The 26940-nt window shown below is 65.5% G+C and carries 24 protein-coding genes; 14 read left to right on the top strand and 10 right to left on the bottom strand.

Translation table 11 applies throughout. The features are described from left to right. Nucleotides 1-7 precede the first annotated feature (7 nt). The 5 genes from CH256_RS11735 (at nucleotide 8) to CH256_RS11715 (ending at nucleotide 7249) form a co-directional block, all read left to right on the top strand. Nucleotides 8-1216: an acetyl-CoA C-acetyltransferase gene (locus CH256_RS11735; RefSeq protein ID WP_094669683.1), complete on the top strand. Its 1209-nt coding sequence runs from the start codon at nucleotides 8-10 to the stop codon at nucleotides 1214-1216. 35 nt (nucleotides 1217-1251) lie between these two features. After that, a complete protein-coding gene (locus tag CH256_RS11730) occupies nucleotides 1252-3423 on the top strand; it encodes a 3-hydroxyacyl-CoA dehydrogenase NAD-binding domain-containing protein (protein WP_179272077.1) in 2172 nt (723 codons plus the stop codon). Nucleotides 3424-3451: 28 nt separating this feature from the next. Continuing rightward, nucleotides 3452-4081, top strand: coding sequence for a TetR/AcrR family transcriptional regulator (locus tag CH256_RS11725; RefSeq protein WP_306438714.1), 630 nt, complete (start codon nucleotides 3452-3454; stop codon nucleotides 4079-4081). A 133-nt stretch (nucleotides 4082-4214) separates the two neighbouring features. Then, nucleotides 4215-5762: a long-chain-fatty-acid--CoA ligase gene (locus CH256_RS11720; RefSeq protein ID WP_094669681.1), complete on the top strand. Its 1548-nt coding sequence runs from the start codon at nucleotides 4215-4217 to the stop codon at nucleotides 5760-5762. Continuing rightward, nucleotides 5759-7249 carry an aldehyde dehydrogenase family protein gene (locus tag CH256_RS11715; protein ID WP_094669680.1) on the top strand — a complete coding sequence of 497 codons (1491 nt, stop codon included), beginning with the start codon at nucleotides 5759-5761 and terminating at the stop codon, nucleotides 7247-7249. Before CH256_RS11720 ends, CH256_RS11715 begins: the two co-directional genes overlap by 4 nt. A 4-nt stretch (nucleotides 7250-7253) precedes the next feature. On the opposite strand, the gene CH256_RS11710 is transcribed toward CH256_RS11715, so the two are convergent. From CH256_RS11710 to CH256_RS11690, 5 genes are read right to left on the bottom strand one after another with little or no spacing between them, the layout of a single operon-like run. Next, entirely contained in the window at nucleotides 7254-8453 is a 1200-nt protein-coding gene (locus tag CH256_RS11710) for an MFS transporter (RefSeq protein WP_094669679.1), read from the bottom strand. Between the two features lie 3 nt (nucleotides 8454-8456). Continuing rightward, the gene (locus CH256_RS11705) at nucleotides 8457-9119 is read right to left on the bottom strand and encodes a class II aldolase/adducin family protein (protein ID WP_094669678.1); all 663 of its coding nucleotides are present in this window, start codon (nucleotides 9117-9119) and stop codon (nucleotides 8457-8459) included. After that, nucleotides 9119-10054: a carbohydrate kinase family protein gene (locus CH256_RS11700; protein WP_094669677.1), complete on the bottom strand. Its 936-nt coding sequence runs from the start codon at nucleotides 10052-10054 to the stop codon at nucleotides 9119-9121. Before CH256_RS11700 ends, CH256_RS11705 begins: the two co-directional genes overlap by 1 nt. Then, complete coding sequence (locus CH256_RS11695; RefSeq protein ID WP_094669676.1) at nucleotides 10051-10530, bottom strand: SRPBCC family protein; 480 nt, start codon at nucleotides 10528-10530, stop codon at nucleotides 10051-10053. The genes CH256_RS11700 and CH256_RS11695 overlap by 4 nt, the downstream gene beginning before the upstream one ends. Next, the gene (locus CH256_RS11690; RefSeq protein ID WP_094669675.1) at nucleotides 10512-11939 is read right to left on the bottom strand and encodes a flavin monoamine oxidase family protein; all 1428 of its coding nucleotides are present in this window, start codon (nucleotides 11937-11939) and stop codon (nucleotides 10512-10514) included. Before CH256_RS11690 ends, CH256_RS11695 begins: the two co-directional genes overlap by 19 nt. Before the next feature lie 137 nt (nucleotides 11940-12076). On the opposite strand from CH256_RS11690, the gene CH256_RS11685 reads away from it, so the two are divergent. Continuing rightward, complete coding sequence (locus CH256_RS11685) at nucleotides 12077-12688, top strand: TetR/AcrR family transcriptional regulator (protein WP_094669674.1); 612 nt, start codon at nucleotides 12077-12079, stop codon at nucleotides 12686-12688. A gap of 18 nt (nucleotides 12689-12706) precedes the next feature. Here CH256_RS11685 and CH256_RS11680 read toward each other — a convergent pair whose 3' ends face one another. Then, nucleotides 12707-13279, bottom strand: a complete 573-nt coding sequence (locus CH256_RS11680; RefSeq protein WP_094669673.1) for a TetR/AcrR family transcriptional regulator — start codon at nucleotides 13277-13279, stop codon at nucleotides 12707-12709. Nucleotides 13280-13381: 102 nt separating this feature from the next. Between CH256_RS11680 and CH256_RS11675 the strand changes: the two genes are divergently transcribed. The 4 genes from CH256_RS11675 to CH256_RS11660 are packed head-to-tail and all read left to right on the top strand — an operon-like array spanning nucleotide 13382 to nucleotide 17779. Continuing rightward, on the top strand, nucleotides 13382-14296 hold the full coding sequence (locus CH256_RS11675) for a metal-dependent hydrolase (protein WP_094669672.1): 915 nt from the start codon (nucleotides 13382-13384) through the stop codon (nucleotides 14294-14296). Beyond that, nucleotides 14293-15402: a PDR/VanB family oxidoreductase gene (locus CH256_RS11670; RefSeq protein WP_256989425.1), complete on the top strand. Its 1110-nt coding sequence runs from the start codon at nucleotides 14293-14295 to the stop codon at nucleotides 15400-15402. Before CH256_RS11675 ends, CH256_RS11670 begins: the two co-directional genes overlap by 4 nt. Nucleotides 15403-15419: 17 nt before the next feature. Beyond that, nucleotides 15420-16949 (top strand): flavin-containing monooxygenase, encoded by a 1530-nt coding sequence (locus CH256_RS11665; protein WP_094669671.1) that lies wholly within the window; start codon nucleotides 15420-15422, stop codon nucleotides 16947-16949. Beyond that, nucleotides 16946-17779: an SDR family NAD(P)-dependent oxidoreductase gene (locus tag CH256_RS11660; RefSeq protein WP_094669670.1), complete on the top strand. Its 834-nt coding sequence runs from the start codon at nucleotides 16946-16948 to the stop codon at nucleotides 17777-17779. The genes CH256_RS11665 and CH256_RS11660 overlap by 4 nt, the downstream gene beginning before the upstream one ends. A 22-nt stretch (nucleotides 17780-17801) precedes the next feature. On the opposite strand, the gene CH256_RS11655 is transcribed toward CH256_RS11660, so the two are convergent. After that, nucleotides 17802-18455 (bottom strand): TetR/AcrR family transcriptional regulator, encoded by a 654-nt coding sequence (locus CH256_RS11655; RefSeq protein ID WP_094638877.1) that lies wholly within the window; start codon nucleotides 18453-18455, stop codon nucleotides 17802-17804. 126 nt (nucleotides 18456-18581) lie between these two features. On the opposite strand from CH256_RS11655, the gene CH256_RS11650 reads away from it, so the two are divergent. From CH256_RS11650 to CH256_RS11635, 4 genes are read left to right on the top strand one after another with little or no spacing between them, the layout of a single operon-like run. Then, complete coding sequence (locus CH256_RS11650) at nucleotides 18582-19715, top strand: VOC family protein (protein ID WP_094638878.1); 1134 nt, start codon at nucleotides 18582-18584, stop codon at nucleotides 19713-19715. Further along, nucleotides 19712-20647 carry a fumarylacetoacetate hydrolase family protein gene (locus CH256_RS11645; RefSeq protein WP_094669669.1) on the top strand — a complete coding sequence of 312 codons (936 nt, stop codon included), beginning with the start codon at nucleotides 19712-19714 and terminating at the stop codon, nucleotides 20645-20647. Before CH256_RS11650 ends, CH256_RS11645 begins: the two co-directional genes overlap by 4 nt. Then, nucleotides 20644-22245 (top strand): bifunctional 3-(3-hydroxy-phenyl)propionate/3-hydroxycinnamic acid hydroxylase MhpA, encoded by a 1602-nt coding sequence (gene mhpA, locus CH256_RS11640; RefSeq protein WP_094669668.1) that lies wholly within the window; start codon nucleotides 20644-20646, stop codon nucleotides 22243-22245. Before CH256_RS11645 ends, mhpA begins: the two co-directional genes overlap by 4 nt. Further along, nucleotides 22242-23057: an SDR family oxidoreductase gene (locus CH256_RS11635; RefSeq protein ID WP_094669667.1), complete on the top strand. Its 816-nt coding sequence runs from the start codon at nucleotides 22242-22244 to the stop codon at nucleotides 23055-23057. The genes mhpA and CH256_RS11635 overlap by 4 nt, the downstream gene beginning before the upstream one ends. On the opposite strand, the gene CH256_RS11630 is transcribed toward CH256_RS11635, so the two are convergent. From CH256_RS11630 to CH256_RS11620, 3 genes are read right to left on the bottom strand one after another with little or no spacing between them, the layout of a single operon-like run. Then, entirely contained in the window at nucleotides 23054-24154 is a 1101-nt protein-coding gene (locus tag CH256_RS11630) for a lipase family protein (protein WP_255183216.1), read from the bottom strand. The two genes, CH256_RS11635 and CH256_RS11630, sit on opposite strands and share 4 nt — an antisense overlap. Nucleotides 24155-24207: 53 nt before the next feature. Then, on the bottom strand, nucleotides 24208-25332 hold the full coding sequence (locus tag CH256_RS11625) for a HoxN/HupN/NixA family nickel/cobalt transporter (RefSeq protein ID WP_094638977.1): 1125 nt from the start codon (nucleotides 25330-25332) through the stop codon (nucleotides 24208-24210). Nucleotides 25333-25360: 28 nt separating this feature from the next. Continuing rightward, nucleotides 25361-26722, bottom strand: coding sequence for an MFS transporter (locus tag CH256_RS11620; protein ID WP_094669666.1), 1362 nt, complete (start codon nucleotides 26720-26722; stop codon nucleotides 25361-25363). Nucleotides 26723-26940: the final 218 nt, after the last annotated feature.

Here is a 26940-nt window from a genome sequence, read left to right as displayed (position 1 = left end):
TGCCACCATGGAGGCGTTCCTCTACGACGCAGTGCGCAGCCCACGTGGCCGCGGCAAGAGCTCCGGTTCGCTGTACACCGTCAAACCGGTCGACCTGGCCGCGAACACGTTGTCCACGTTGCTCTCTCGACACTCCCAGCTCGATCCGGCCCTGATCGACGACGTCGTGCTCGGTGTCGTCACCCCGGTCGGCGACCAGGGCTGCGACATCGCCCGGACGGTCGCGATGGTTGCCGGCCTGCCGGACAGTGTCGCCGGCATTCAGCTCAACCGCTTCTGCGGATCGGGTCTGGAGGCCGTGAACACTGCGGCGCAACGTGTTCGGTCCGGTTGGGATAAGCTCATCGTCGCCGGTGGCGTCGAATCGATGTCTCGGGTCCCGCTCGGGGCGGACGGCGGTGCCTGGCCGTGCGACCCGCTGACCAACTATGGCAGCTACTTCGTGCCGCAGGGAGTCAGTGCAGACCTCATCGCGACGATCGAGGGGTTCGACCGCGACGAGGTCGACGCCTTCGCCGTGCGCAGCCAGCAGCGCGCGGCACACGCCTGGTCGATGGGCCACTTCGAGAAGTCGGTCATCCCGGTCTTCGACGCGAACGGCCGGCTGATGCTCGATCACGACGAGATCATGCGACCCGAGACCACCACGGCCGATCTCGCTGCCCTGACACCGTCGTTCGCCCGGATGGGTGCGCTCGCCGGGTTCGATGCCGTCGCGATGCAGAAGTACACCGAGGTCGAGCGCATCGATCACGTGCACCACGCCGGGAACTCCTCCGGCATCGTCGACGGCACCGCGATGGTGCTGATCGGCTCCGAAGAAGCCGGGCGCGCAGGCGGATTGACCCCGCGTGGACGCGTCGTGGCCGGGGTCGTCGCCGGATCGGACCCGACGCTGATGCTCACCGGCCCGGTTCCGGCCACCCACAAGGTACTGGCTGCGGCGGGGCTCACTCTCGACGACATCGCGGTGTTCGAGGTCAACGAGGCTTTCGCTTCGGTGGTGCTCAATTACGCGAACAAGCTGGATATCGACCACGAACGCATCAACGTCAACGGTGGCGCGATAGCGATGGGCCACCCACTGGGCGCAACGGGCGCGATGCTCACCGGAATGGCCCTCGACGAGCTCGAGCGCCGGGGCGAGCGCTACGCATTGATCACGCTCTGCATCGGTGCCGGAATGGGCGTCGCCACCATCATCGAGCGCCTGTGACCATCACGAGACAGAACAACGACCCGAGGACCTTGATGACCACAGCAACTCTGCGGACCCCCACGATCACCGGCGATATCGGCACCGACCGGGTACTCGTGCTGACGATCGACGACCCGACGCAGTCCACCAACACGATGAACACCGCGTTCGGCGAATCGCTCGGACAGACCGTCGACTGGCTCGAGACCAACATCGATGCGTACGACGGCATCATCGTCACCTCGGGCAAGGATTCGTTCTTCTCCGGTGGCGACCTCGAATTGCTGCGCGACGCAGGACCCAACGACCACAAGGCCATCGCCGACGCCCTCGATTTCACCAAGGACAAGTTTCGCCGGCTCGAGAAGCTCGGCAAGCCCGTGGTGGCTGCGCTCGGCGGCACCGCACTCGGCGGCGGCTTCGAGATCGCGCTGGCGTGTCATCGTCGAATCGCGCTGAGCAGAAACAATTCTCGATTCGGTCTACCCGAGGTGACGCTCGGTCTACTGCCCGGCACCGGCGGCGTCACCCGAACGGTTCGGATGTTCGGCATCGTCAAGGCTCTGACACAGGTGGTGGGCCAGGGCCAGCGGTATCGGCCGGCGCAGGCCCTCGAACTCGGACTGATCGACGAGGTCGTCGACACCCACGAGCAGATGATGGCGAACGCACGTGCCTGGATTCTCGCCAATCCCGACGCGCTACAGCCCTGGGACAGGAAGGGATTCACGATTCCCGGCGGCACCGCGGCCTCACCCGCACTGGCTACGCAGCTGCCTGCCTTCGCGGCAACGGTACGCAAGCAGGTCAAGGGTGCACCGATGCCCGCTCCGATCGCCGTGCTTGCTGCGGCCGTGGAAGGGTCGGTGCTCGACTTCGAGTCGGCATCGCTGGTGGAAACCCGGCATTGCACCTCGCTCGCCTGCGGAGCGGTCTCGGGCAATCTGATCCAATCGATGTTCTTCGATCTCGGATCCATCAACAAGGGTGGCTCTCGTCCGAGCGCCGAACCGCACCGGGCACCCGAGAAGGTGCTGGTGATCGGTGCGGGAATGATGGGTGCCGCCATCGCCTACGTCGTCGCCTCGGCCGGGGTTCCCGTTGTGCTGCGCGATGTCTCGATCGAGTCCGCCGAACGCGGTAAGGATTACGCGCGTTCGATTCTCGGCAAGGCCGTGGCGAAGGGACGCAAGACCCAGGCCGACGCCGATGCGGTGCTCGCGCGCATCACACCCAGTTCCGACGCGGCCGATGCCGAGGGGTGCGATCTGGTCGTCGAGGCCGTGTTCGAGGATCCCGCCGTCAAGCAGGGTGCTTTCGAGGCTGTCGACAAGTACCTGACCGCCGACGCACTGCTGTGCTCGAACACCTCGACGCTGCCCATCACCCAACTTTCCCAGGGAGTCTCGCGCACCGCGGACTTCATCGGCACGCACTTCTTCTCCCCGGTGGACAAGATGCCGCTGGTGGAAATCGTTGTGGGAGATCACACCAGCGATTCCGCGCTGGCCCGCGCGTTCGACTTCGTTCGCTCGATCGGTAAGACTCCGATCGTCGTCGGAGACAGTCACGGCTTCTTCACCACCCGCGTCATCGGCCGGTTCATGGACGAGGCGATCTCGTTGGTCGCCGAGGGCGTGCACCCGGCCACCGTCGAGCAGGCAGCTCTTCAGGCGGGCTACCCGTCCGGAGCGCTGGCTCTGATGGACGAGATTTCGTTGACCCTGTCTCGGCACATCCGCGAGGGCATGGCGCAGGCCGCGCGCGCCGATGGTCGACCGTGGATCGTCTCGAAGTCCTATGCCCTGGTCGATCGCATGGTCGACGAATTCGATCGCCCCGGACGCAAGGCCGGACGCGGCTTCTACGAGTACACCGAGGACGGCACCAAAGCCGGATTGTGGCCGGGCCTGGTGGAGCACTGTCACCGTCCCGATCACGGAATTCCGTTCGAGGACATGATGGATCGCATGCTGGTCGCGCAGTCGCTCGACTCGATCGCATGTCTGGACGAGGGTGTCCTGCGGACCGTCGCGGATGCGAACATCGGCTCCATCCTCGGCATCGGCTACCCCGCGTGGACCGGTGGCGTGCTCCAGTTCGTCAATCAGTTCGACGGCGGCATTCCGGGATTCGTCGAGCGGGCCGACCACCTGCGGGCACGGTACGGAGATCGGTTCGTCGTGCCGAGATCACTGCGCTCACGCACCGAGCGGTACCTCTGACGCCTCGCGACGTCGGTTCGGTGCAATCATGACAACCATGCCGGCTGCAAGTACACCCAAGTGGAATCGACTGGAACCGGACAAGCGACGGACGCAGATTTTGGCCGCGGCCGTTCGCTTGTTCGGCGACAAGCCTTATGCCGAGGTCTCGATGTCGGACGTCGCTGCCTCGGCCGGCGTCGCACGCGGGCTCATCCACCACTACATCGGGAGCAAACGCGACCTGTACCTCGAGTGCGTTCGCTTCCTGGTCACCGTGCCGCCGATCGAGGACGTGTACCTGCCGACGGGCTCGCTCGAGGACCGGGCCCGGGGCAGCGTCCACTGGCTGGTCGGCGTCATCAAGACGCACGGTACTGCCTGGGTGTCGGTGGCGAGCGGATCGGGTGTCGACGAGCAGGTTGCCCAGATTCTGGACGAGGCCGATGATCTCGCCGCCGAACGCGTCTTGGAAGCAACAGCATTCGAGGGCAGGGGCGGTGATCGTCGAATCGCGACCTCGGCCGTGCGCGCGTTCGGCGGCATGGTCAAGGCCGCGGGCCGCGAATGGTTGGTGCGCGGCACACTGACGCGCGAGCAGGTCGAGATTCTGTTGACCGACGTGCTCGTCACCGTCCTCGGCACGGCGCGCTCCCTGGACGACGCCCGAGACCGTTAGCCGGACAATCCATTTCGGCAGACCTCACGAGTGGTGAACGCCCATGACTCCTATTGACACTGTGCCAACAAGGTGGAACTGTGGCGGTACTCACCTCGGGCACCCTCGCCCCCACTCGCACAAGGGACTCGCCATGTATCTCACTCAGGGCCTTCACCGCTCCGCGTCGACCACACCGAACCGGGCAGCAACGGTGTTCGGCGATCGTGTTCGTACGTTCGCCGAGCAACTCGACAGAGTGGCAAGACTGGCTGCGGGCCTGCACTCCATCGGCGTCGAGTCCGGCGATCGAGTTGCGATGCTGGCGTTCAACAGCGACCGGTACTCGGAGTACCTGCTCGCGGTGCCGTGGGCCGACGCCGTGCTCAACCCGGTGAACATCCGGTGGTCGCCCGTGGAGGTGGCGTACGCACTCAACGACTCCGACACCAAGGTCCTGCTGGTCGACGACACCTTCGGCGCCATGGTGCCGGCACTGCGCCCCGCATGCGCCGGCCTGCAGACCATCGTCTACTGCGGGGACGGGGCCACCCCCGAGGGCATGGTCTCGTACGAGGACCTCATCTCTTCCCACGATCCCGTTCCCGACGCGCGCCGCAGCGGCGACGCCCTCGCCGGCCTGTTCTACACCGGTGGCACCACCGGCTTCCCCAAGGGCGTGATGCTCTCGCACGCGAACCTCGTCACCTCGGGCCTGGGAACGGTGGCGACCGGACAGCTGCTCGACGACGCGTCGATCCTGCTCCATGCCGCACCGATGTTCCACCTCGCAGATCTGGCCGCATGGGTGGGTCAGGTCATGCTCGGCGGCACCCACGTCATGGTTCCGTTCTTCGAGCCGACTGCCGTCCTCGGTGCCATCGCGACGCACTCGGTCACCGATGTGCTGCTGGTGCCCACCATGATTCAGCTTCTCGTCGACCACCCCACGTTGAATGAGTTCGACACCTCCTCGCTCAGCCGCGTGTTGTACGGAGGATCCCCGATCTCCGCGGGCGTCCTCGAGCGGACCCTCGCCCGGCTCCCGCAGGCCCGCCTCACTCAGGCCTACGGCATGACCGAGCTCGCACCGGTCGCCTCGCTGCTCTGGCCGGAACACCATGTGGGAGAACGCATCGGCTCGGCCGGTCGCGCGGCCCCGCACTCGGAGATCCAGATTCTCGGCCCGAACGACGAGCAGTTGGCCACCGGATCCGTCGGCGAGATCTGCGTTCGCGGTGGACACGTGATGCTGGGCTACTGGAACAAGCCGGACGAGACCGCCGCGGCCGTTCGCGACGGTTGGATGCACACCGGTGATGTCGGCTACCTCGACGCCGACGGATTCCTGTTCGTCGTCGATCGACTCAAGGACATGATCATCACCGGCGGCGAGAACGTCTACAGCGCCGAGGTCGAGAGCGCATTGAGCCTGCACCCCTCGGTGCTGGCGTGCGCCGTGATCGGTGTTCCCGACGGCGAATGGGGCGAGCGCGTCCACGCCTGTGTCGTGCTGGCCGAGGGCGCCGCATCGAGTGTGGAAGAGCTTCGCGATCACACCCGCAGCTACGTTGCCGGATACAAGACCCCACGCACGATCGAGTTCGTCACCGCACTGCCCATGAGCGGTGCGGGCAAGATCCTCAAGCGCGAACTGCGGGACGCCCACGTGGCGAGGGATGCACTCGGAGCTTCCCTGTGACCAGCCAGGTCCGTACGCGAGCCACCTTCGATTCGATCTCGTCCATCGACGACGGTCCGATCGCCTCGTTCACCGTCGATTCGGCGGAGTCCGTCGCGCGAACGGTCGGCCTCGCGCGGAGGGCGCAGCGCACCTGGGCGGCACTACCGCCGCGCACTCGCGCCCGGCACCTGCGGGCCTGGCGACACGAAATTTGGAGTCACCGCGCCGAATTCATCGATCTGATCCACCGCGAGAACGGCAAACCGGCCGACGATGCGCTACTGGAGATCGTCCTGACCCTCGAACACATCGCGTGGGCGGAGAAGCAGGCACCGCGGCTCATGCGATCACGCAGGGTGAACCCCGGCGTGCTGCTCGCGAACTACTCCGCACACGTGGACAAGGTCGCTCTCGGCGTCGTGGGCGTCATCGGCCCGTGGAACTACCCGCTCTATGCACCCAACAGTGCGATCGGTTCGGCTCTGGCGGCAGGCAATTGCGTGGTGTTCAAGCCCAGCGAGTACACCCCCGCGGTGGCGGCTCGCTACGTCCGCGCCTTCCATGAGGCCAATCCTGCTCTTCCGCTGGGCATTCTGTCTCTGGTGACCGGCTACGGCGACACCGGTGCCGCGCTGTGCCGCTCGGGTGTGGACAAGATCGCGTTCACGGGCTCGACGAGAACCGGATCGAAGATCATGGCCACGTGCGCCGAGACGCTCACCCCGGTGGTTCTCGAATGCGGCGGTAAGGATCCGGTGATCGTTGCAGCCGACGCCGATATCGCAGCGGCTGCCGAGGCGGTGGCCTGGGGTGCATTCACCAACGGCGGCCAGACGTGCGTCGGAGTCGAGCGGGTCTACGTCGAGCGCAGTGTCGCAGCACAATTCACCGGATCCCTCGTGCAGCACGCCCGTGCCATCGCGCCCGGTGGCGATGCGTCGGCCACCTACGGACCGATGACGATGCCCAGCCAGATCGACATCGTCCGGCGCCACCTCGCCGATGCCGAGTCGGCCGGTGGCCGAGCACTGATCGGCGGACTGCCGTCGATCGGCGAGCGATTCGTCGGACCCACCGTGTTGGTGGACACGCCCGAGAGCTGCTCGGCCGTCCGCGAGGAAACGTTCGGCCCCACGGTGACCGTCCGTGCGGTCGACAGCATCGAGGAGGCGATCGAGCTGAGCAACGATCATCGGTACGCCCTCGGCGCATCGGTATTTTCCCGCACGCACGGCAAAGAGATTGCGGCGCAGCTGGTGTGCGGTCAGGTCACCGTCAACTCGGTGATCGCGTTCGCAGGCATGGGATCGGTTCCGATGGGCGGCGTCGGTGCCAGCGGCTTCGGCCGGGTACACGGCGACGAAGGGTTCGCAGAATTCTGCCGCACGCACAGCCGTGTCACGAAGCTGTTCGACATCCCCGGATTCGAACTGGTGACGCTGCAACGCCGACGGTGGGTCATGCCGCTGATCGACCGAGTGCTGGGGCTGCGTCACCGCCGCTGAGAGATCAGCGCACCGATTTCACCTGCCAGGTCACCGCTGCCCCGAGTGCGGCCAGTACCCCCACTGCCGCGAACAGCGCCGGGTATCCACCGACGGTGGAGAGGAACACGCTCGCGAGCAGCGGTGCCATGGCAGGTGGAACGATCGCCCCGATGTTCATCACGCCGAGATCGGTCGCCCGACTGTCGGCGGACGGAAGAACCCCGGTCACCAGTGCCTGATCGACGGCCATGTACGCGCCGAATCCGCCGCCCAGCAATGCCGCCGAGACGAACGTCGCGTCCATCGTGGGATGGACCGCCAGGACGAAGCCGGCGACGGCCTGCATCGATGCCGCAACCGCCACGAAGATCTTTCGGCGACGCATCCTGTCCGACAACGGCCCGAAGGTGAACGTGCACACCACACAGGCGATCAGGTAGACGACGGTGACCTCGAGCAGCGATCCCGTCGGATCGGCCACTCGAAGACCGTCGGTGAGGAAGAACAGCAAATAGCAGGTGCCGAGCGAGTTGGCCACATTGACCAGGATTCGACCGCCGAAGGCCCACGCGAAGTCGCGGTGACGCAACGAATCGAGCAGCGAGGCCACGATGCTGCGCAGGCTCAACAGAGCTGTCGGCGAATTGTTTTCGCGGTACGTCAGCAGAAACGGCACCGCGCAGACAACCAACGCGATCGCCACGGCGAGGTACCCGCCCCGTACCGACAGAGCGAGCGTGGACACCAGGGCCAGGCCCGCCACCACGCCCAGTGCCTGCGGCGCATAGATCGCGCTCGACACCGTTCCGCGCTGCTCGTCCGGCACGCGGTCGGCCACCACGGCCGTCAACCCTGCTGTTGCAGCACTCAATCCGAGCATCGCCACCGACCATGCCGTCCCGATTCCGAGGACGGTACTTTGCAGACCCGTGACCACCAACGCACCGGCGAAGAACAGGACACCGCCGCCGAACCACACGCGCCGCCGCCCCAACCTGCTGCGCGTACGATCGCACAGCGATCCGCACACAGGCAGACCGATCAGGAGCACCACGGCGGAGACCGCGTTGATCACGGCGAAGTCGAACACCTTCGACTGCGGATCGATCTCCTGCAATCGCTCGGGTAGAAGCAGCTGCAGTGGAACCAGATTGGCCATCCAATAGCCCAGCCACGCCACGGAGAACACGACAATCCAGAGCGGGCGCACCCGGGTGGTCATCGGTCAGTCTCTTCGCACGGGTGCTGCTGTCCCGTATGCACGGCGCACCACCTCGTCGAGGGTCGCCGCCAGCTGCGCGTCGTCGAGGGTGCGTGGGGTCGCCACCGACGCAGCGGAAAGATAGACCCCGCAGAGCCATTCGAGCAGCTCGATGTTCGACAGCGCCGCCCCGAGATCGTGACCGGTGGCCACCGATCCGTGATGGGCCATGATCACCGCCGACCTCGAACGCATCGCCGCCACCACCGCGTCGGCGAGCTCGGCCGTACCGAACGGCGCGAACGGCACCACCGGGACGGTCCCACCCAGGGCGAGTTGCGCGTAGTGCACGGGCTGCAGTTCGTTCGCGACGAGCGAAAGAGCAACGGCCGCAGAAGAGTGCGCATGCACCACAGCCCGAACCTCGGACGACGCGTAGATGCCCAGGTGCAAGCCCAGTTCCGAGGTCGGTTCGCATGCACCGGCGCGCACGACGGCGTCCATACCGACAACCGTGATGTCCTCGATCGTCGCGTCCGCCAACACCAGCCCGGTCGCCGTCACCGCCACCACATCACCCGCGCGTGCACTGACATTGCCTGCGGTGCCGAGCACCAGGCCCCGTCGGCCCAGGTGCCGGGCGGTCGTTGCGACGGACTGCCGTAGCTCGTCGACGTCGGCCGGCATCAGATGGTCCTGCAGGTGCGCGCGAACTTGCGAACGAATTCGAGGTCGTAGGTGCCGAAGTCGGTTCCGAGGCCCTGTGCCACCTGCGCGGCGGTCGCATTGCCCAGTTCGGCAGCCTCGACGGCGTTCATGCTCAGGGACAGGCCCCGAACGAACCCGGCCGAGAACGCATCTCCGCATCCGCTGGTGTCCACCACGTCCACGGCATACGCGGGGACCTCGACGGCCGAGTCGTTCGTGACGACGAGAGTTGGCGAGGCCCCCGCGGTGGCCACCACGCAGGACGCTCCGAGCTCGAGCAGTCGACGACACCCGTCTTCGACGGTGGCGCAGCCGGTCCAGCCGAGGACCTGCTCGTCGTTGGGCAGCAGGTAGTCGACGTGGGGCAGCGCGGCGGCGAACGCGCCGAGTCCTTCCGGAACGGACGGTGCCAGGCTGTCGACGGTGACGACGACGCCGTCCTCGTGGGCGCGGCGCGCGATGTCGCGGGCGGTGTCCGGTCCGAAGAACTCGGGTCCGCCCAGATGCAGGAAGTCGACGTTGTGGAACATGTTCCACGGAACATGCTGGGCAAGATAGCCGTTGGCTCCGATGACGTGCAGAGCCGGCCGCGATCCGTCCGGCCTGATCGGCAACACCGACGCCGAGGTCTGCACTCCCTCCATCCGATGGACGAGCGAGACGTCGATACCCTCGTCGGCGAGGAGCTGCAGTAGAAACGTACCTGCCGAATCAGCGCCGACGACTCCCGCGGTGTGCACCGCGGCACCCAGCCGGGACAGCACCAGTGCCGTTCCCGCGGCTGTGCCCGCGGCGGACATCGCGATCTGCTCCGCCAAAACCGCCGTCTGACCGTGCGGAATCTCGGTCACCGGCCGCACCAGGGTGTCGAGTATGTGCACCCCGAGGGTGAGGACTTCCGCGGGTTCCCTCATCGGATCGTCGCGGTTCGCTCGGAGAGGATCAGCGCCTCGAGGTTGCACATCGAGATGTCGAATCGTGCGGACATCCCGGCGGTGGCGATGGGTCGCACAATCCGTCCCAGCCAGCGCGGGGAGACGTCGAACCAGAATTCGAAGGTCATCGCGGTCGAGGTCCCTCCGCTGAGCGGTGCGAAGCGAAAGACGTTGGCCACATTGGTGAGCGGCGCGAATCCCTGACCCGAATCGATTCGCAGTCGGTTCGGTTCCAGATGCCGGACGGTCCACGTGGCGTTGGTGGTGAAGCGGCCGAGTGCCGCCACTTTCTCGGTGTAGACGCCACCTGTTCGTGCGGTGCCGTGATGAGCGGTGACGGCACGGACGTCGGACACCCATTCCGCATAGCGGCTGGTGTCACCGGTCAGTGCCCAGACCTCCTCGGGGCTCACCGAGAGTGTGCGATGAGCCGAGATTACGAAGCGTTGTTCCACGAGAGTTCTCCTTCGGTCGAAAGTATGTCTGCTGCGGCCTTTTCACCCGATCGCACGGCACCGTCCATGTATCCGTTCCAATAGTCGGAGTGCTCGGCACCGGCCCATCGCACTCGACCGAACGGAACATCGCGCCACCGTCCGAGCCCCGTCAACACTCCGGGGGTCAACACCGCGGTCGGCCCACCGCGCGTCCACTGTTCTTCGGTCCAGTCCAGTTCGATCCACTCCGTCGGTTCCAATGCGCGCGGACCCGCCACCGAGGCAAAAGCACGCAGCACCTCACCGCGGCGCTCGGATTCGTTGCCCTCGGAACAGTTTCGGCCGCCTCGATGGCGCGCGCCCCAGGTGCCGACGAATCCCATCAGCACTCCGTGGCTTCCGTCGGGAGGCGAGTTGTCGAACATCGAGGACACCGGCACGGCACTGTCGCGAAAGAGTGCCTGGCCGGACAGCCCGCTCGTGCGCCAGAACGGTTCGGGATACACGGCCTCGCACTTGGCCAGTCCGCCGAAGTTCATCCGCTGGAACAGTGCTTCCTGCGCCGCGGGAAGCGTAGGGCTCCAGTCGATTCGGGTGGCCAGAACAGGCGGAATCGCGACGACGACCGATCGGGCCACCCACGACTCGGTATCGCTGTGCACCACCACGCGATCCGGATGCTGCTCCACGCGGCGCACGGGAGTATCGAGGCGGACCGAATCACCGAGTCGCGACGCCATTTCGATGCAGATCGCCTGTGAGCCACCGAGAAATCGCCACTGCTGCGCTCCACCGGCGACACTCATCAAGCGGTCGACGGTGCCGGGGGTGTACTCGTTGCCTGCCCCGGCCACGTACGCCAGGCCGAAGAGCGCCGACACATCGGCGGATGTGCCGCCGAACACCGAACCGAGCAGGATGTCGAGCAGTTCCACACCGCCGTCGGTGGCCGAGTGTTTTCGGGCCCAGGTGGCGAGAGTCTGCGTGTCCCACTCGGAGGCACGCGGTGCCGACCACGGTCTACCCACGGGGATCTGCCCGGCAGCCCGATCGATTCGCGCCACCAGCATCCCGACGTCGGGTAGCGCCGCCAGATCCGGCGGCACTCCGCCGTCGAAGCGTCGGGCGCGTCCGTTCTTGACGTAGACGCTCGATCCGATGTCGTATGCGGGAAACGTCCCGACGCCCACGGACGCGGCCAGGCGGAGGATGTGGTCCTGCGTCGGACCGACGAACTGTCCGCCGGTCTCCACCACCGCGTTCTCCCCGAGTGCATGGTTGACCGTCCGTCCGCCCACCCGGTCTCTGGCCTCGAGAACCTGGACGGTCAACCCTGCGGCTGTCAGTTTCCTGGCGGCAGTCAGACCCGCGAGTCCTGCGCCGACGACCACCACGTCCACACGCGAGGCTTCCGAGATCTCGTTCATCGGTGCTCCTTTCCGGGCTGTTCGATGTAGCGGCGACAGTAACTCAATATTGGCCACTAGGCCAGGATTGACGGAAAGTGCCTGCTGGAGAGCACTGCGATGGAGCTCAGCGACAACACCCCGGCTACGTTGTAGCCATGACCGAAGAGCGCCGGAAGACTCGATACGCGCGTGGCCAGGAGCGCCGGGACGCCCTGGTCGACGCCGCCATCGGTGTGATCGGAATACGCGGACTCGAACGCGTCTCGTTTCGGTCCGTCGCCGACGCCGCGGGCTTCCCGCCGTCGACGACCAGCTATTTCTTCGGCTCGGTCGGCGAACTCATCGATGCCGCGATCACTCGAATCGCCGAGAACGTGACGACCAAGGTCAACGCGTTACTGGACGTCGCGCAAGCCGGTGGACTCACTCGCGACGATCTCGCCGACGCGATCATGGACCTCGTCTCACTGCTGTCCTCTCCGGAGGACGACGACTCCCTCGTGCAGTTCGAGGCGTACCTCGCCGTGCGTAGGCGACCGGAGCTCGCGGTGTCGGTGCACCGAATCATGCGGATGATCGAGGAGGCGGCCGAGGCCGCGCTGGGAGCATTCGGCATCGAGGAACCGCATCTACCGGCGCGGCACTTCCTGGCCCTGATCGACGGTTACACCCTGCACGAGATCGCCAGGCCGACACCGGGCGGCAATCGGACCGAGCTGAAGGACGCTCTGCTCCGCGTGCTCGACTCGTACGTACCGCGGGCCTGAATTCGGAAAAGGAACGCGTCAGGTCGTTCCGACGAGAAGCGGCACGATGTTGCGGTGCGCGAACGCGAGCAGATCGTCGTACGTATCGAGCGGGGCGGCGGCCGACGGGGTCAGCAAGATCGAATGCACGACGCGCACAACGATTTCCGGAGCGTCCGGCACGGCGAAGGTGTCGGATTCCAGCTCACCCCTGGCAATGTGCGCGGCAGCGTTGATCGCGGACACGAGCAATGCCGATGCGTTCGTGGTCAATTGCTCGAGCACCAACGAACTCTCGGAATCGAACATCTTGATCAACACCGGATTGGTGCGCACCGAGTCGATCGTGGTCGCGAACCCGTGAGCGGCCCGATCCGCGCGTGACGTCTGTTCCGCAGCCGCAGCCGCCACCGCCACGAACAATCGCGACGACTCCCGCGCCATGACGGCTCGCACCAGGTCGTCCTTGGACCCGATCCGGCGATAGACGGTAACCCGGTTGATCCTGGCGCGCTTGGCGACGTCGCCGATGGTGGTCCGAGGAATTCCCACCTCACCGAACAGTTCCAGGGCGGCATCGAGGATCGGCCCGTCGTCACCATCTGGATGCATCGTTCGATCCTATCGGCCGTCCAACACCCACGAATGCAACATTGCAACACATACTGTTGCTATGTAGCATCAGGTGATCATCGTGCAGAAACGGAGTTCGGAATGTCTCGGAACAAGGCGATCGACGCGAACGAGCAGTACACGGACGAGTCCTATGCGATCGTCGCGCGCGCAGTGACATTCGACTGGTCCGGCGTTCCGCTCCAGTACATCCCCCACGAGTGGTACGCCACCCACTTCTGGAACGTGATGCACCTGGTCCTGCCCGAGGGCGAACGCGCGATGGCGGACGTGTTCGCCCGCGCACTGCCGTTCATCGACGACCGCAGGCTGCACGAGGAGGTCGTGGGATTCGTCGGCCAGGAAGCAACGCACGCGTCCTCCCACGAGAGCTTCCGCAACTACCTCGTTGCACACGGAGTGGACATCGAACCGATTCTGCAGCGCATTCGCTTCGCCGTGGGTGTGGTGTTCGGCGACCACGGCCTCACCGGCCGCGCAGGCAAAGCTTGGTTGAACGAGCGTCTCGGAATCTACGCAGCGGCAGAGCACTTCACTGCCGTGGTGGGCGAATGGCTGCTCGACAACACCGAATTCGACCGTATCGGCGTCGACCCCACGATGCTGGACCTGCTGCGTTGGCACGGCGCGGAAGAGCTCGAGCACCGCAACGTCGCATTCGACGCGTTCCAGTACGTCGACGGTGGCGGATTCCGCCGTGCCAGAACGGCAGTCGTCGCCAGTGCCGGATTGGCGGTGCTGTGGTTCAGCACCGCCGCGTACCTGTACAAGAACTCGGTTGCCACGCCGCGCACCGGAAGACGCCGAATGCGGGCTCCCTGGCCGATCGCCTTCGCACGCGCATCACGCAAGCACCTCATCCCCGGTCTGTCGTTCCTGTTCGTACAGCTCGCCCTCTACATCCGCCCGGGCTTCCATCCCTCGAACATGGGCGACATCGACAAGGCCGTGCAGTATCTGGCGATCTCCCCGGCAGCACTGGCGGCCCAGCAGTGACGACAACGACGCCTCCGGTGCACAGCCATCTGGGCGAGGTCGACGTGACGGCGCCCGGCATCGGACTGCGGGCCGTCGGTGCCGCGTCCCGCCTCTACGCCAAGCTCGTCACCGATTTTTCGATCGTCACGGCCCTGTCCCCGGCGCGGCCCCGGCGAAGCGTCGGATACGAATTCGAGACCGTCGTCGACGAGACGATCGACGAGGCCGAGGACGTTCGCTCACTGGTGTTGTCTCGCAGAGACGGTGCACAGCTTCCGACGTGGCTGCCCGGAGCGCACATCGACGTCACCACCCCGTCCGGCTCGGTGCGGCAGTACTCGCTCGCCGGTCGCCCCGGCGCAGGTGATCGCTACCGCATCAGCGTCCGCAAGATCCCCGGCGGCACGGCGTCCACCGAGATCCACACCCTCACCCGAGGCGATGTCCTCCGAGTTCGCGGACCCCGCAACGCCTTTCCGATGGCCGAGGCCGAGCACTACCTCTTCGTGGCCGCCGGAATCGGCATCACCCCCATCCGGGCGATGATCGAACGCGCCGCCCAGGACGGGGCGCGGTGGACGCTGTACTACCACGGTCGGTCTCGGGCGAGTCTGCCGTTCGTTGCCGTGCTGCAGCAGTTGGCCCTGACCTCACGTGGTCAGGTGATCGTCAAGACCGACGATGTCGACGGACTTCCGATTCCGGCGGACATCGTCGATCTCGGGATGGGCACCTCCGCGATGTATGTCTGCGGGCCTGCGGCACTGTCGAGCAGGCTTCGTGCCGAGGCCCTCTCGAGTACCGCCGTCCGTGGATTCCACACCGAATTGTTCGCGCCCGCACCGGTGGTGGACGGCACGCCGTTCGTGCTGCAGCTCGCCCGCTCCGGCGAGACCGTCGAGGTCGGTGCCCAGGAGACCGCTCTCGACGCCCTCCGTCGATCGAGGCCGGACCAGCCCTATTCCTGCCGCCAGGGCTTCTGCGGAGCGTGCGTGGTCGGTCTCGTCGGCGGACGCGTCGATCACCGTGACCGCGTTCTCGACGCCTCCGAACGCGAAAACTCGCTCACCCTGTGCGTCTCGCGCGGCGCCGTCGACGGCGAAGTTCTCGTCCTCGATCTGTAGAAGGAGCTCGAACTCTCATGACTGCAACACAATCCGGCACGGCCATGCCGCACATCGACGTCGCGATCATCGGCGCGGGATTCGGCGGTCTCGGTGCCGCAATCCGACTCGAGCAGGAAGGCCGCGGCGACTTTCTGATCTTCGAGCGTGACACCGCCGTCGGGGGAACGTGGCACGTGAACACCTATCCCGGTGCGCAGTGCGACATCCCGTCCGCGCTGTACTCGTTCTCGTTCGCGCCCAACCCGGACTGGACGCGGTTGTACCCGCTGCAGCCCGAGATCGAGGCATATCTCAACGACTGCACCGACAGGTTCGGGATCAGGGATCGTATCCGCTTCGGCCACGAGGTACTGGACGCAACCTGGTACGACGAGCAGGCCCGGTGGGTGGTGCGGACGAGTGCAGGAACGTGGTCGGCGCGCATCCTCATCGGAGCCCTCGGGCCGTTCAGCGAACCGGCCACGCCCAGAATCGAAGGCCTGGAATCGTTCTCAGGCAGTGTGTCCCATTCGGCGAAGTGGGACCACGAGCACTCCGCCGAAGGTCGACGCATCGCCGTCATCGGCACCGGAGCATCTGCGGTGCAATTCGTTCCGCGCCTGGCCCCCGAGGCCGCACACCTGACTCTGTTCCAGCGGACGCCGACATGGATTCTTCCGCACCCCGACCGGCCGATCTCCGAATCCGGCAGGTCCATGCTTCGGAAGTACCCCCGGGCCCAGCGGGCCATGCGCCGGGTGTTCGATCTGTTCCAGGAAGCGTTGGTACCCGGACTCATCGGCCATCGCTCGTTGCTGGCACCGCTCACGGCTATGGGGCGTGCCCACCTGCGCCGGCAGGTCAAGGATCCTGTTCTTCGCGAGAAGCTCACGCCCAATTACGCATTCGGCTGTAAGCGACCCACCTTCTCGAACAAGTTCTATCCCGCACTGTGCCGAGAGAACGTCACCGTCGAGACCACCGGCATCGCTCGGATCGTGCCCGAGGGCATCGTCGCCACCGACGGAACCGTGCACGAGGTGGATGCGATCGTTCTCGGGACGGGATTCACCGTGTCCGGCCACACCGGCTTTCGGCGCATCGTCGGCCGCGACGGACAGTCGTTGGCGGACAAATGGCCCAACGGCGAGATGTTTTCGTACCGGGGTACCACGGTGCACGGGTTCCCGAACTTCTTCATGCTGCTCGGCCCCAACTCGGTGGTGTACACCTCGCAGGTGGTCACCATCGAGGCTCAGGTGAACTACATCCTCGCGGCGTTGCGCGCCATGGACTCCAACGCGATCACGGCGCTCGAAGTGAGCATGCGCGCGCAGTCGACGTTCGCCGAACACACCGACCGCACGCTCGCGGGATCGGTGTGGAACTCCGGCGGGTGCAGCAGCTACTACCTGAGCCCGTCGGGCCGAAACGTGACGTACTGGCCCGGTTCGGTGCGCAACTTCACCCGGCGTATGTCCACGATCGATCTCGGCCACTACCACTGGCGCAGTGTGGATTCCCCGGCCGATACCGAGCTCGTGACGACGAAGGACCTCGCATGAAGAACCGAATCGACCTGCCCGGGAAGGTGGCGTTGGTGACCGGTGGAGCGCGTGGAATCGGAGCCGCGACGGTCGCGGAATTGGTATCCGCGGGAGCCTCCGTGGCTGTGGTCGATCGAGACTTTCCACCGGACGCTGCGCGTTCCGAGCGGATCCTGCTGCTCACCGGCGACGTCACCGATCCCGATGCGATGGCGGACTGCGTGGCCGCGACGGTGAGCGAATTCGGTGTTCTCGACATCGTGATCGCCAACGCCGGCATCACGCCCCCGCCCGCCACCATCAGGACCGTCGACCGCGCAGTGTTCGATGCGGTGGTGGCCGTGAACTTCGGTGGTGTGCTCAACATCGTGCGCGCTGCGTCCGACGAGATCGTCGCGAGCGGTGGCCACATTCTGCTCGTATCGTCCTGTGCCGCTTTCACTCCCGGCATGGGCGGGTCTGCTTACATGGTGAGCAAAGCGGCGGTCGAACAGCTCGGCCGCGCGCTGCGAATCGAACTGGCGGCCGTGGGCGCAACAGCGGGTCTGGCGTACTTCGGTGTGGTGGATACCGATCTGGCCCGCAACACCCTCGACAGCGATCCGATGGGCCGACGGATCGGCGAATTTCTGCCGTGGCCACTGAATCGGCGACTGCCCTCGCAACACGCCGCAGAGTTGCTCGTGCACTCGGTCCGCACGCGTCGGGCCCGCATCATCGCGCCGGCCACCTGGACACCGTACTTCTGGCTCCGCGGGGTTCTCAACCCGATTCTGGAACGCAGACTTGCGAAGGACCGCGCGATAGCCGAGATCATCCGGGACCTGGAGAATGCGCATGCCCACTGAGTCTCGCCGGCACGCGTTGGTGCTAGTCGCTGTCCCCGTCCACGCTCGGTACGTCACTCATGGGCGGTAGCGATCGCGCGCACAGGTCCCTGGCGTCGGTGTCGGGTACTCCGAGGGCGAGCAGAACACCGTAGGCCATCTTGTCGACGGACTCGATGTCGTCTCGATCGGGCTGCTCGAGCAACAACTGGCCGAGGCCGATCAGCGCGCCCGCCACCAACGCCAGAGACAGCTGGAGGTCCGGTACCCGAAAGTAGCCGGCGGCGACGCCGGCCTGGATGTCTCTGGCCGCGCGTGGACCGAGACCGTGTTGCGAGGTGATCAGGTCGGGGCCGGAATGGATGAGTACGCGGCTCAGTTCCGGCTGCAGCCGAAACAGGCGCCCTGCGATTCGGAAGGATCGGGTGAAGGCTTCCGCCGGATCGGCCGAGCTGTCGGTCAGCGAATCGAGATAGTTTCCCAGCAGTTCCAGGGCACCGTCGACCGCGGCCTGGAACAGTTGCTCGCGGCTGACGAAGTGGTTGTAGAAGGACCCCATCCCGACGTCGGCGGCCTGGGTGATCTCCGCGATCGGAGCGTTCAGTTCGCCGCGGGCGATGAATCCTTGCGCCGCTGCGATCAGCGCGCCGCGCGTGCGCGCTTTGCGCCGCTCGAGCCGATTCGGGGTCTCTGTCATGTTCCCTACTTCTGTCTGCCGCTGGTCGACGCCCTGACTCTTCCTCACCGCTGACGAATTTGTCAATAATCTTGACTGACAGTGCTGTCATAGGTGACGATATTGTCACCAACGAGGGAGGGCTTCATGGGACACGACGTCGACGGCCACAAGGACATGCACGTGGACCAGGGCGCACTCCCCGGCGAGCACCCCGGTCGCGCGAAAGATCCGATCATCAAGGTTCGAGACATCGCCTGGCTGGAGTTTCGCAAGCCGGATCTGACCAAGGCCGAGGCGTTCGCTGTCGCCTTCGGTTTCACCGTCTCGCTTCGCACTCCGGAGGAGATCCATCTGCGCGGCACGCAGGTCGGCGCACCGTGTGTGATCATCCGCCGCGGCAAGCGAACACGCTTCGTGGGCGCAGCCTTCGCCGCCGCCGACGACGGCGACCTCATGAGATTGGCCGAGGCCACCGGGCAGCGGGTCCAACGGCTCCCCGAGACACTCGGCGGTGTCGCGGTCACGCTCACCGATCCGGGCGGGCAGCCCGTCCAGGTGGTGTCCGGATACACCGAGCATCCCGAACTTCCCGGTCAGGAAGCGCACACCTACAACTTCGGTGACCCGCGCTTTCGACTCAACGCGACGCAGCGGCCACCGCGTCAGCCCGCCCGGGTCCAGCGCCTGGGACACGTGGTGCTCCAGCGCACCGGCTACCTCCAGAATCTGGACTGGTATCTGCATCATCTCGGCCTGATCGTCAGCGACTTCCTCTACTACGACGGCCAGCGCGATCGCGGTCCGGTGATGAGTTTCATCCGCTGCGATCGTGGCAACACTCCGTCCGATCATCACACTCTCGCAATGACTCTCGGCCCGTCCAACCGGTACGTGCACTCCGCCTACCAGGTGTCCGATCTCGATGCCATCGCCGCGGGCGGCGAGTACCTGACCCAACGTGGGTACCGACATTCGTGGGGCATCGGCAGACACATCCAGGGCAGCCAGATCTTCGACTACTGGCGTGATCCCGACGGTTTCCTGGTGGAACATTTCAGCGACGGCGACATGTTCGACAACTCCCTCGAACCCGGTTGGGCCCCGATGACGGCGTCCGGGCTCGCCCAGTGGGGACCGCCTGCGTCGAAGGACTTCCTCGGAATCGCTCCCAGCAGAGCGTCATTGCACGAACTGAAATCGATCTTCTCCTCACTGCGCAACGACAACGAGTTCGACACCGATCGCCTTCGCGGCCTGATGAAAGTGGCATCCTCATGAGCATCGCTGTACTCCGCACCGCCGACGCGTGGTGGGTCGAAACCCCCGCAGGCGCGTCACGCATCGACACCTCCGCGGTCAGCACCGCCGAGCTCCTCGCCGATCGGCCGGCCATCGAATCCGCGCGCAGTTCGACCGATGTCGTTGCCGTGGAAACACTGTCGTTGATCTCGCCGGTGACGGCACCCTGCCGCGTCATGGCGAACATGACCAACTACGTCTCCCACGTCAAGGACTCGGGGATGAACCCCGACACCGTTCCGCTGACGTTCTTTCGCAAGACCTCCGGTTCCATCAGCGGACCCACCGACGACGTGATCAAGCCGCCGCACGTGAAGCTGCTCGACTACGAAATCGAGATCGGACTGGTGTTCGGCAAGACGCTCACCGTCGGAACCAAGGTCGACGCCTCCAACGTGGCCGAGTACATCGCCGGGCTCGTGCTCACCAACGACGTCTCTGCCCGCGACGTCCAGCTGCCGAAAACTCAGTTCTACGAGGGCAAGTCGTATCCCACCTTCACTCCGGTCGGGCCGCGCCTGGTTCTTCTGGAGGCCGGCGAGTTCGATCGGTTCGGCGAACTCGCACTGACCCTGCGGGTCAACGGCTCCGTGCGACAGGACAGTACGGTCGCCGACATGATCTACCGCCCGGTCGAGTCGCTGAAGGCGCTGAGCAAGTTCCAGCGGATAGACCCGGGCGACCTGCTGCTCACCGGCACTCCCGGTGGAACCGCGTTGAAGGCCCCCGCCAAGCCGATCGAGATGATCGGATCGTTGGTTCCACCGTCGGTCAAGTGGAAGGTCTTCTTCAAGAAGCAGGCCAAGAATCCCGCGTTCCTGAAAGACGGCGACGTCCTCGAACTGACCTGCTCGACTCCCGACGGAGCCCTCGATCTGGGAGTCCAGCGCACCCGGGTCTCCTACCGATGACCGGTACCGAGTCCGACGGCAGACACTTTCCCGTGGTGATCGTCGGTGCCGGTCCGACGGGCATGACCGCGGCGTTGCTGTTGGGCCGGTACGGCGTGCCCTGCCTCGTGCTGGACCGGTGGGAGGACGTCTACCCGCAGCCGCGGGCAGTCCATCTCGACGACGAGGTGTACCGCATCCTCGGCGATCTGGGCCTGGCCGAGGACTTCGCGGCCATCTCGCGTCCCGGTCGCGGACTGAGGTTGTGCGACAAGCGGATTCACACGCTGGCCGAGTTCGAGCGGGATCCCGACGATCGACCGCACGGCTACCCGCAGGCCAACATGTTCGATCAACCCGAACTCGAGCGTCTGATGCGTTCCCACATCACGCGTTACGACTCCGTGCAGATGCGTGGCGGATGCGAGATCACCGATGTGCAGAACCTGAAGGATTCGGTTCGGGTCCGGTACAACTCGACCGAGGACGGGACGCCACATTGGGTGACCGCCGACTACGTCCTCGGCTGCGACGGTGCCAACAGTGTGGTGCGCAGGTCCATCGGCTCGAAAATGGAGGATCTCGGTTTCGAGCAGCGATGGTTGGTCGTGGACATCGAGACCGATGTCGATCTCGAACAGTGGGATGGCGTGCACCAGGTGTGCGATTCCGAGCGATCGGCGACGTACATGCGCATCGGCCCCACCCGCTACCGCTGGGAGTTCCGGATGCTCGACGGCGAGACCCTCGACGAGTTCACCGATCTCTCGGCCATCCACCCGTTCATCGCACCGTGGTTCGTTTCCGGCGAGATCCCGGACATGAAGCTGATTCGCAGCGCGGAGTACACCTTCCGTGCACGGGTGGTCGACCGATGGCGTGATCGCCGGGTGTTCCTGCTCGGCGACAGCGCGCATCTGACGCCGCCCTTCATCGGGCAGGGGATGGGCGCAGGACTCCGAGATGCGCGCAATCTGGTCTGGAAGCTCGTCGGCGTGCTCGACGGGCATCTGAAGGAGACCTCGCTCGACAGCTACGAGACAGAACGAAAGACGCACGCCAAGCAGATGATCGAGTTGGCAGTCGCGATCGGATGGGCCATGACCGGCGGCAGCCGGCTCACCGGCATCATGCGCGCGAACATCGCACCCGCCCTCGGCTATCTGCCGTTCATCGGCGAGAAGGTCACCGCCAGCACGACCCCGCCACTCGCTCGATCGCCGTACGTGCTGCGTTCACCCGTTCCGGTTCGCACACTGGCCGGAAAGCTCTGCCCCAACAGCCCGTTGGACGGCGGAGCTCGTCTGGACGACCTCGCACCGGGCCGGTTCCTGTTCGTCTCGTCGACACCCCTGGCCGTCGGGCACCGTCGAGAGATCGAACGCCGCGGAGCCGTCGTCGTCGAGGTTGCGGCGTCGTCGGAGCTGGGGGTCTGGCTGCGCCGCGGCCACGCTGTCGCCGCCATCGTGCGACCGGACCGCACGGTCATGGCGTCGGGCACCTCGGTGCCGTCCCTGCACACCAAAGTGCCGACCACAGCTTTTCGCAGGACAGAATGCCCGGCACCTGTCGCGACGAAGCCGGCACCTACCCGCACCGTGAACAAGAGGCGTAGATGAACACTGCAATAGTCACCGGAGCGACGTCCGGAATCGGCGAGGCCGTCGCCGAGGTTCTGATCTCTCGGGGCTACCACGTCATCGGAACGAGCCGCGACAGCTCCTCGGTGGCCGACCCGATACCCGGCGTCGACTACCGCGACCTGGATCTGACCGACCCGGCATCGATCCGGCGGTTCGCGGACGGCATCGCCGACGCCCCGGTGGATGTGCTGATCAACAACGCAGGCGAAAGCCAGTGCGGCCCACTCGAAGAGCTGCCCATCGACGCGATCACCCGGCTGTTCCAGCTCAACGTCTTCGGAGCGATCGAGTTGACGCAGGCCGTGCTGCCGGGCATGCGAGATCGTGGCAGCGGAAAAATCGTCAACATCGGGTCGATGCTCGCGAGCTTTCCGCTGGCCTATCGCTCGTCGTACGCCGCCACCAAGGCTGCGATCAAGGGGTTCGCCACGGCCGCGCGCTACGAGCTCAAGCCCTACGGAATCGACATCACCACAGTCGAACCCGGGGCCATCGCCACCGGGCTCTCGGCCCGTCGGACCAAGTACTGCGGCCCGCATTCGCCCTACCTCCGTGACTTCACCACGGTGATCTCACAGCTGGACGCCAAAGAGGCCGAGGGAATTACAGCCGAGACCGTCGCTCTCACCGTCCTCAAAGCCGTCGAGGACAAGAAGACGCTGCCCATCTACGCGGTCGGCAGCAATGCTCCGGCGGTGTTCCTCGCCCAGCGATTGCTGCCGCGCACGGTGTTGGAACTGTTCACCGCTCGCGCCTACGGGCTGCCCAGCAAGCGGCCGGTGAACTAGCGAAACAGGTTCGCGACGAACGGAATCGTATCCGCCTGCGACTGCACGAAGGCTCCACTGTGGTCGGTGTTGTAGGCCCGGAACGTCACCGGCTGACCGTTGGCCGTCAGACGGGCGACGTAGGCGGCGGTTGTGGGGAACGGAACGTCGATGTCCTGCAGGCCGTTTCCCATGAAGAACGGCTTGTCGAAACCGGTCTCGGGCATCGCCATGTAGTCGTCGAGGACGGCGGTGAAGTTCGGCAGACCGGTCAGTGGTGCCGTAAAGAAGTCACCGATCGTCACACCGTCGAGTTGTGCCTCGAAGTCCGTCACACACGTCGTCTCGGCCAGATCTGCATACTTCTTCCCGAGCGGGGTCAGGATGTCGTCCAGCCCGAGCTCGGGATGCGCGTAGCGCAGTGACGCGCCGATGTACGCGACGTAGGCGGTCAGGCCCGACGGTAGTACCACCGGCGGTACGCCCGGTCCACCGATCGAGATCAACTTCTCGATGTACGCGGGAGTACCGGTTCCGACGGCCCCGCGGTAGTCGAGATCGGGGCCGCCGAACTCGGTCGCGTACCGAGCGGTGTAGATCGCAGCGCCACCGCCCTGCGATTGGCCGACGGCCACCCAGGATCGCGAGAGGTCCTCGCTGTAGTTGCGGCCCGCCTTGACCATGTCGACCACGTTGTGAGCCGTGGTTCGACCGTCGAGATACGTTGGCAATCCTGGTGTTCCGAGGCCGGCATAGTCACTGGCGACGATGGCGTAGCCCTGCGCGAGCCAGTTCGCCAGGTACGGCAGATCTCGCTCTGCGTAGGTCGGACCGATCAGAGACGGCGCACACGCGTCGCCGAGCCCGGAAGTGCCGTGGGCCCACGAGATCACCGGCCAGCCACCCTCCGGCGCAGTTCCGGGCGGTAGGAAGACGGTGCCGGTGCTCAGAGCCTTCTCACCGAAGGTATCGGTGGTGACGTAGGTGAGCACCTCGGCCGAGGCCGCGCCGGGAATCCAGAGGTTTCGGTCCAGATCGCGAGTCGAGACGACGTCACCGATCTTCTGAGTGATAGACGGTGCAGCGGAAGCAGGTACGGCCAGCAGCGCCGTCGCCATGCTCGACGCGAGCGCCGCGGCAACTGCGAGGACACCGATCCGACGCCGAGAGTTCACTGGTTCTCCATTTCGTTCGAGTGTGTGAAGCCACCGCGTTCGTCGATGCGCGCCACTTTGTAATACACGACCGCTCCGATCCACACGACGAAGAACGTGCCGACGACGAGTTGGCCGGCCAGATTGAGATCGATGACGGACAACGCGTCCCACAGTCCGCCGGTCAGCCCGTACTGCTCGGCGAGCAGGGTCAAGAGCTGCACCGTGCCGATCACCAGAGCAACGAAGACGGACAGTCCCGTCATCGTCATGTTGTAGTAGATCTTGCGCACCGGCGTCACGAACGCCCAGCCGTACGCCTTGGACATGAAGATGCCGTCGATGGTGTCCATGGTGGTCATGCCCGCGGCGAACAGAACCGGCAGGGCGATGATCGCCATCGGCGGAAGTCCGCCTGCCATGGCCGTCGTGCCTGCGATCGCGAGCAGACCGACCTGGGTGGCGGTATCGAATCCGAGCCCGAACAGCAGACCCAGCGGGTACATCTGCCACGAGTGGTCGATCAGCTTGTCGTAGCGACCTCGGAACAGTCGATTCATCAGCCCACGCTTGGCCAGCAACTCGTCGAGTCCGGCTTCGGTGAACTCACCTCGTTTCGCGCGTCGCCACACTCCGACGATTCCCGCGAGCACTGCGATGTTCAACGCCGCGATGAGATAGAGGAACGTTCCGGAGACCAGTGTGCCGATGATGCCGCCGACTCCGGCGAACGCGTCCTGGAACGCCGTCGCCCGCGACGCGACGAACGCGATGGCGGCGACGAAGACGAACACGACGGTCGAATGACCGAGTGAGAAGAAGAGCCCGACGGCCAACGGCCGCTTGCCCTTCTGCAGCAGAAAGCGGGTGGTGTCGTCGATGGCGGCGATGTGATCGGCGTCGAAGGCGTGCCTGAGCCCGAGGGTGTACGCCAACACGCCGGCTCCGGCGTAGACCAGCGTGCCGTCCGCTCCGGTGAGGTTGTGGATACTCGGAATGGAGTTGTAATGGGTGAACAACCCCCACCCGATCACGTGCAGGGCGGCCACGACTCCGGCCATGGCCAGCAGGCGGGGGATCTCGTCGGGAGTGAATCGACTCTGCCGCCGGCCGACCTCGGCGCGCGATAGCTCACTCGTCATGAAGAACATTGTGACCGACGACAACGAATTACTCTTCCCGCGCAGCCTCGGCCAGGACGCGCGTCGAGTCGCGTTCCACGGACCAGTAGGCCAGGAGGGCGAACACTCCCCCGATCGCCAGCAGCGGAAGAAGCGGAATCAGGCCGACGGTGAGTGAATCCGCCGCGTCGGACACCACACCGACCATGAGCGGCCCAACGGCACCGCCCGCGGTCGCGGCGATCTGCAGCATGCCGAATCCGAGACCCCGATCGCGTGCCGGAACCACGTCGGCGACACAGGCGGTGAGCGTGGGAAGGGCGAAGGCCGAGAAAAAGGCGAACACGGTGAGCAGAACGACGAACATCACCGTGGAGTTCATGCCGAGCGCGATCGACATGAACACACTTCCCACCAGAATTCCGCTACCGCCCAGCAGTACTCGCCACTGCGCGAGGCTGGTGCCGACGACGGCTCGACGGGTTGCCATCGCCGCGACGAGCGTGCCGAACACGATTCCCAGCAGTGTCATTCCTCCGCCTGCCGTCGCGGCGGCCGATTCGGACAGGCCGTACCGGCGTTGCAGCAGGCTCGGCAGCCAGAAGGTCAGACCACCGATCGACAGACTCATGACCGTCAGGGCCGCGCCGGTGAACCACAGCGTTCGGATGGGCAGCAGTCGGCGTAGCTGGGTGGCAAGCGGTCCGGACGGCGTAGGAATCTGCGCACTCGGGTCTGCGCGGGCCGCCAACCGGTCTGCGTATCCGCGTTCGGGTTCTCTCAGACGTGAGACGAGCACTGCGACAAGCAGTCCCGGGATCGTCATGACCATGAACGCCCCGCGCCAACCCAGCCAGTCCGCCAGCACACCACCCAGGACTATGCCCGCCCCGCCCAGGTACGCCGAGGTTCGCCACCAACCGAACGCGGTGGATCGTGTTGCAGGCGGGTAGAAGTCGGCAAGAAGGCTCGCACTCGCCGGGTTGTCCACGGCCTCCGCGGCGGCAAGACCGACCCGCACGAGGTAGAAGATCAGGAAAGTGGGTGCCAGTGCCGAACCGAGAGTTGCCAGAGACCACAGAACGACGACCCAGGTCACGATCCTGCCGCGATCGTGACGGTCGGCAAGGTATGCAGCCGGTATCGCGAGGACACCCGCGGCGATCGCGGACGCACTGGGCAGCGATCCCGCCACCGCGTCGCCGAATCCCCATTCGTCCTGCAGCTGAGGAAGAACCGCGGCCACGAGGCTGAATTCGATACGGTCCACGAAGGCCACGAGCACCAACACGATCGCCGGTCCCCAGCCGAACGGAAGGACTGCAGAACCGGGCCCGGTTCGCAACGTCCCGATGGTTCGCCAACGATTGCCGCGATCGACCGTCGTACCTCGATCGATACCGGTCGCCATGTGTCGTCCCCCGATTCAGCGTTGTGACCTGTCAGCATGTTCGTGGGAATTTACAGAGACATCAACCGATGTTGAGAATTTCCGGAAAGGTGCACACTGGGGTCACTCGTCATTTGCCGCACAACGCTGAATCGGGGGACGACACATGGCGACCGGTATCGATCGAGGTACGACGGTCGATCGCGGCAATCGTTGGCGAACCATCGGGACGTTGCGAA

The sequence above is a fragment of the Rhodococcus sp. 05-2254-6 genome (genome assembly GCF_002258565.1).
Classification (GTDB): domain Bacteria; phylum Actinomycetota; class Actinomycetes; order Mycobacteriales; family Mycobacteriaceae; genus Rhodococcoides.
This window is presented reverse-complemented; position numbering and strand designations above follow the sequence as displayed.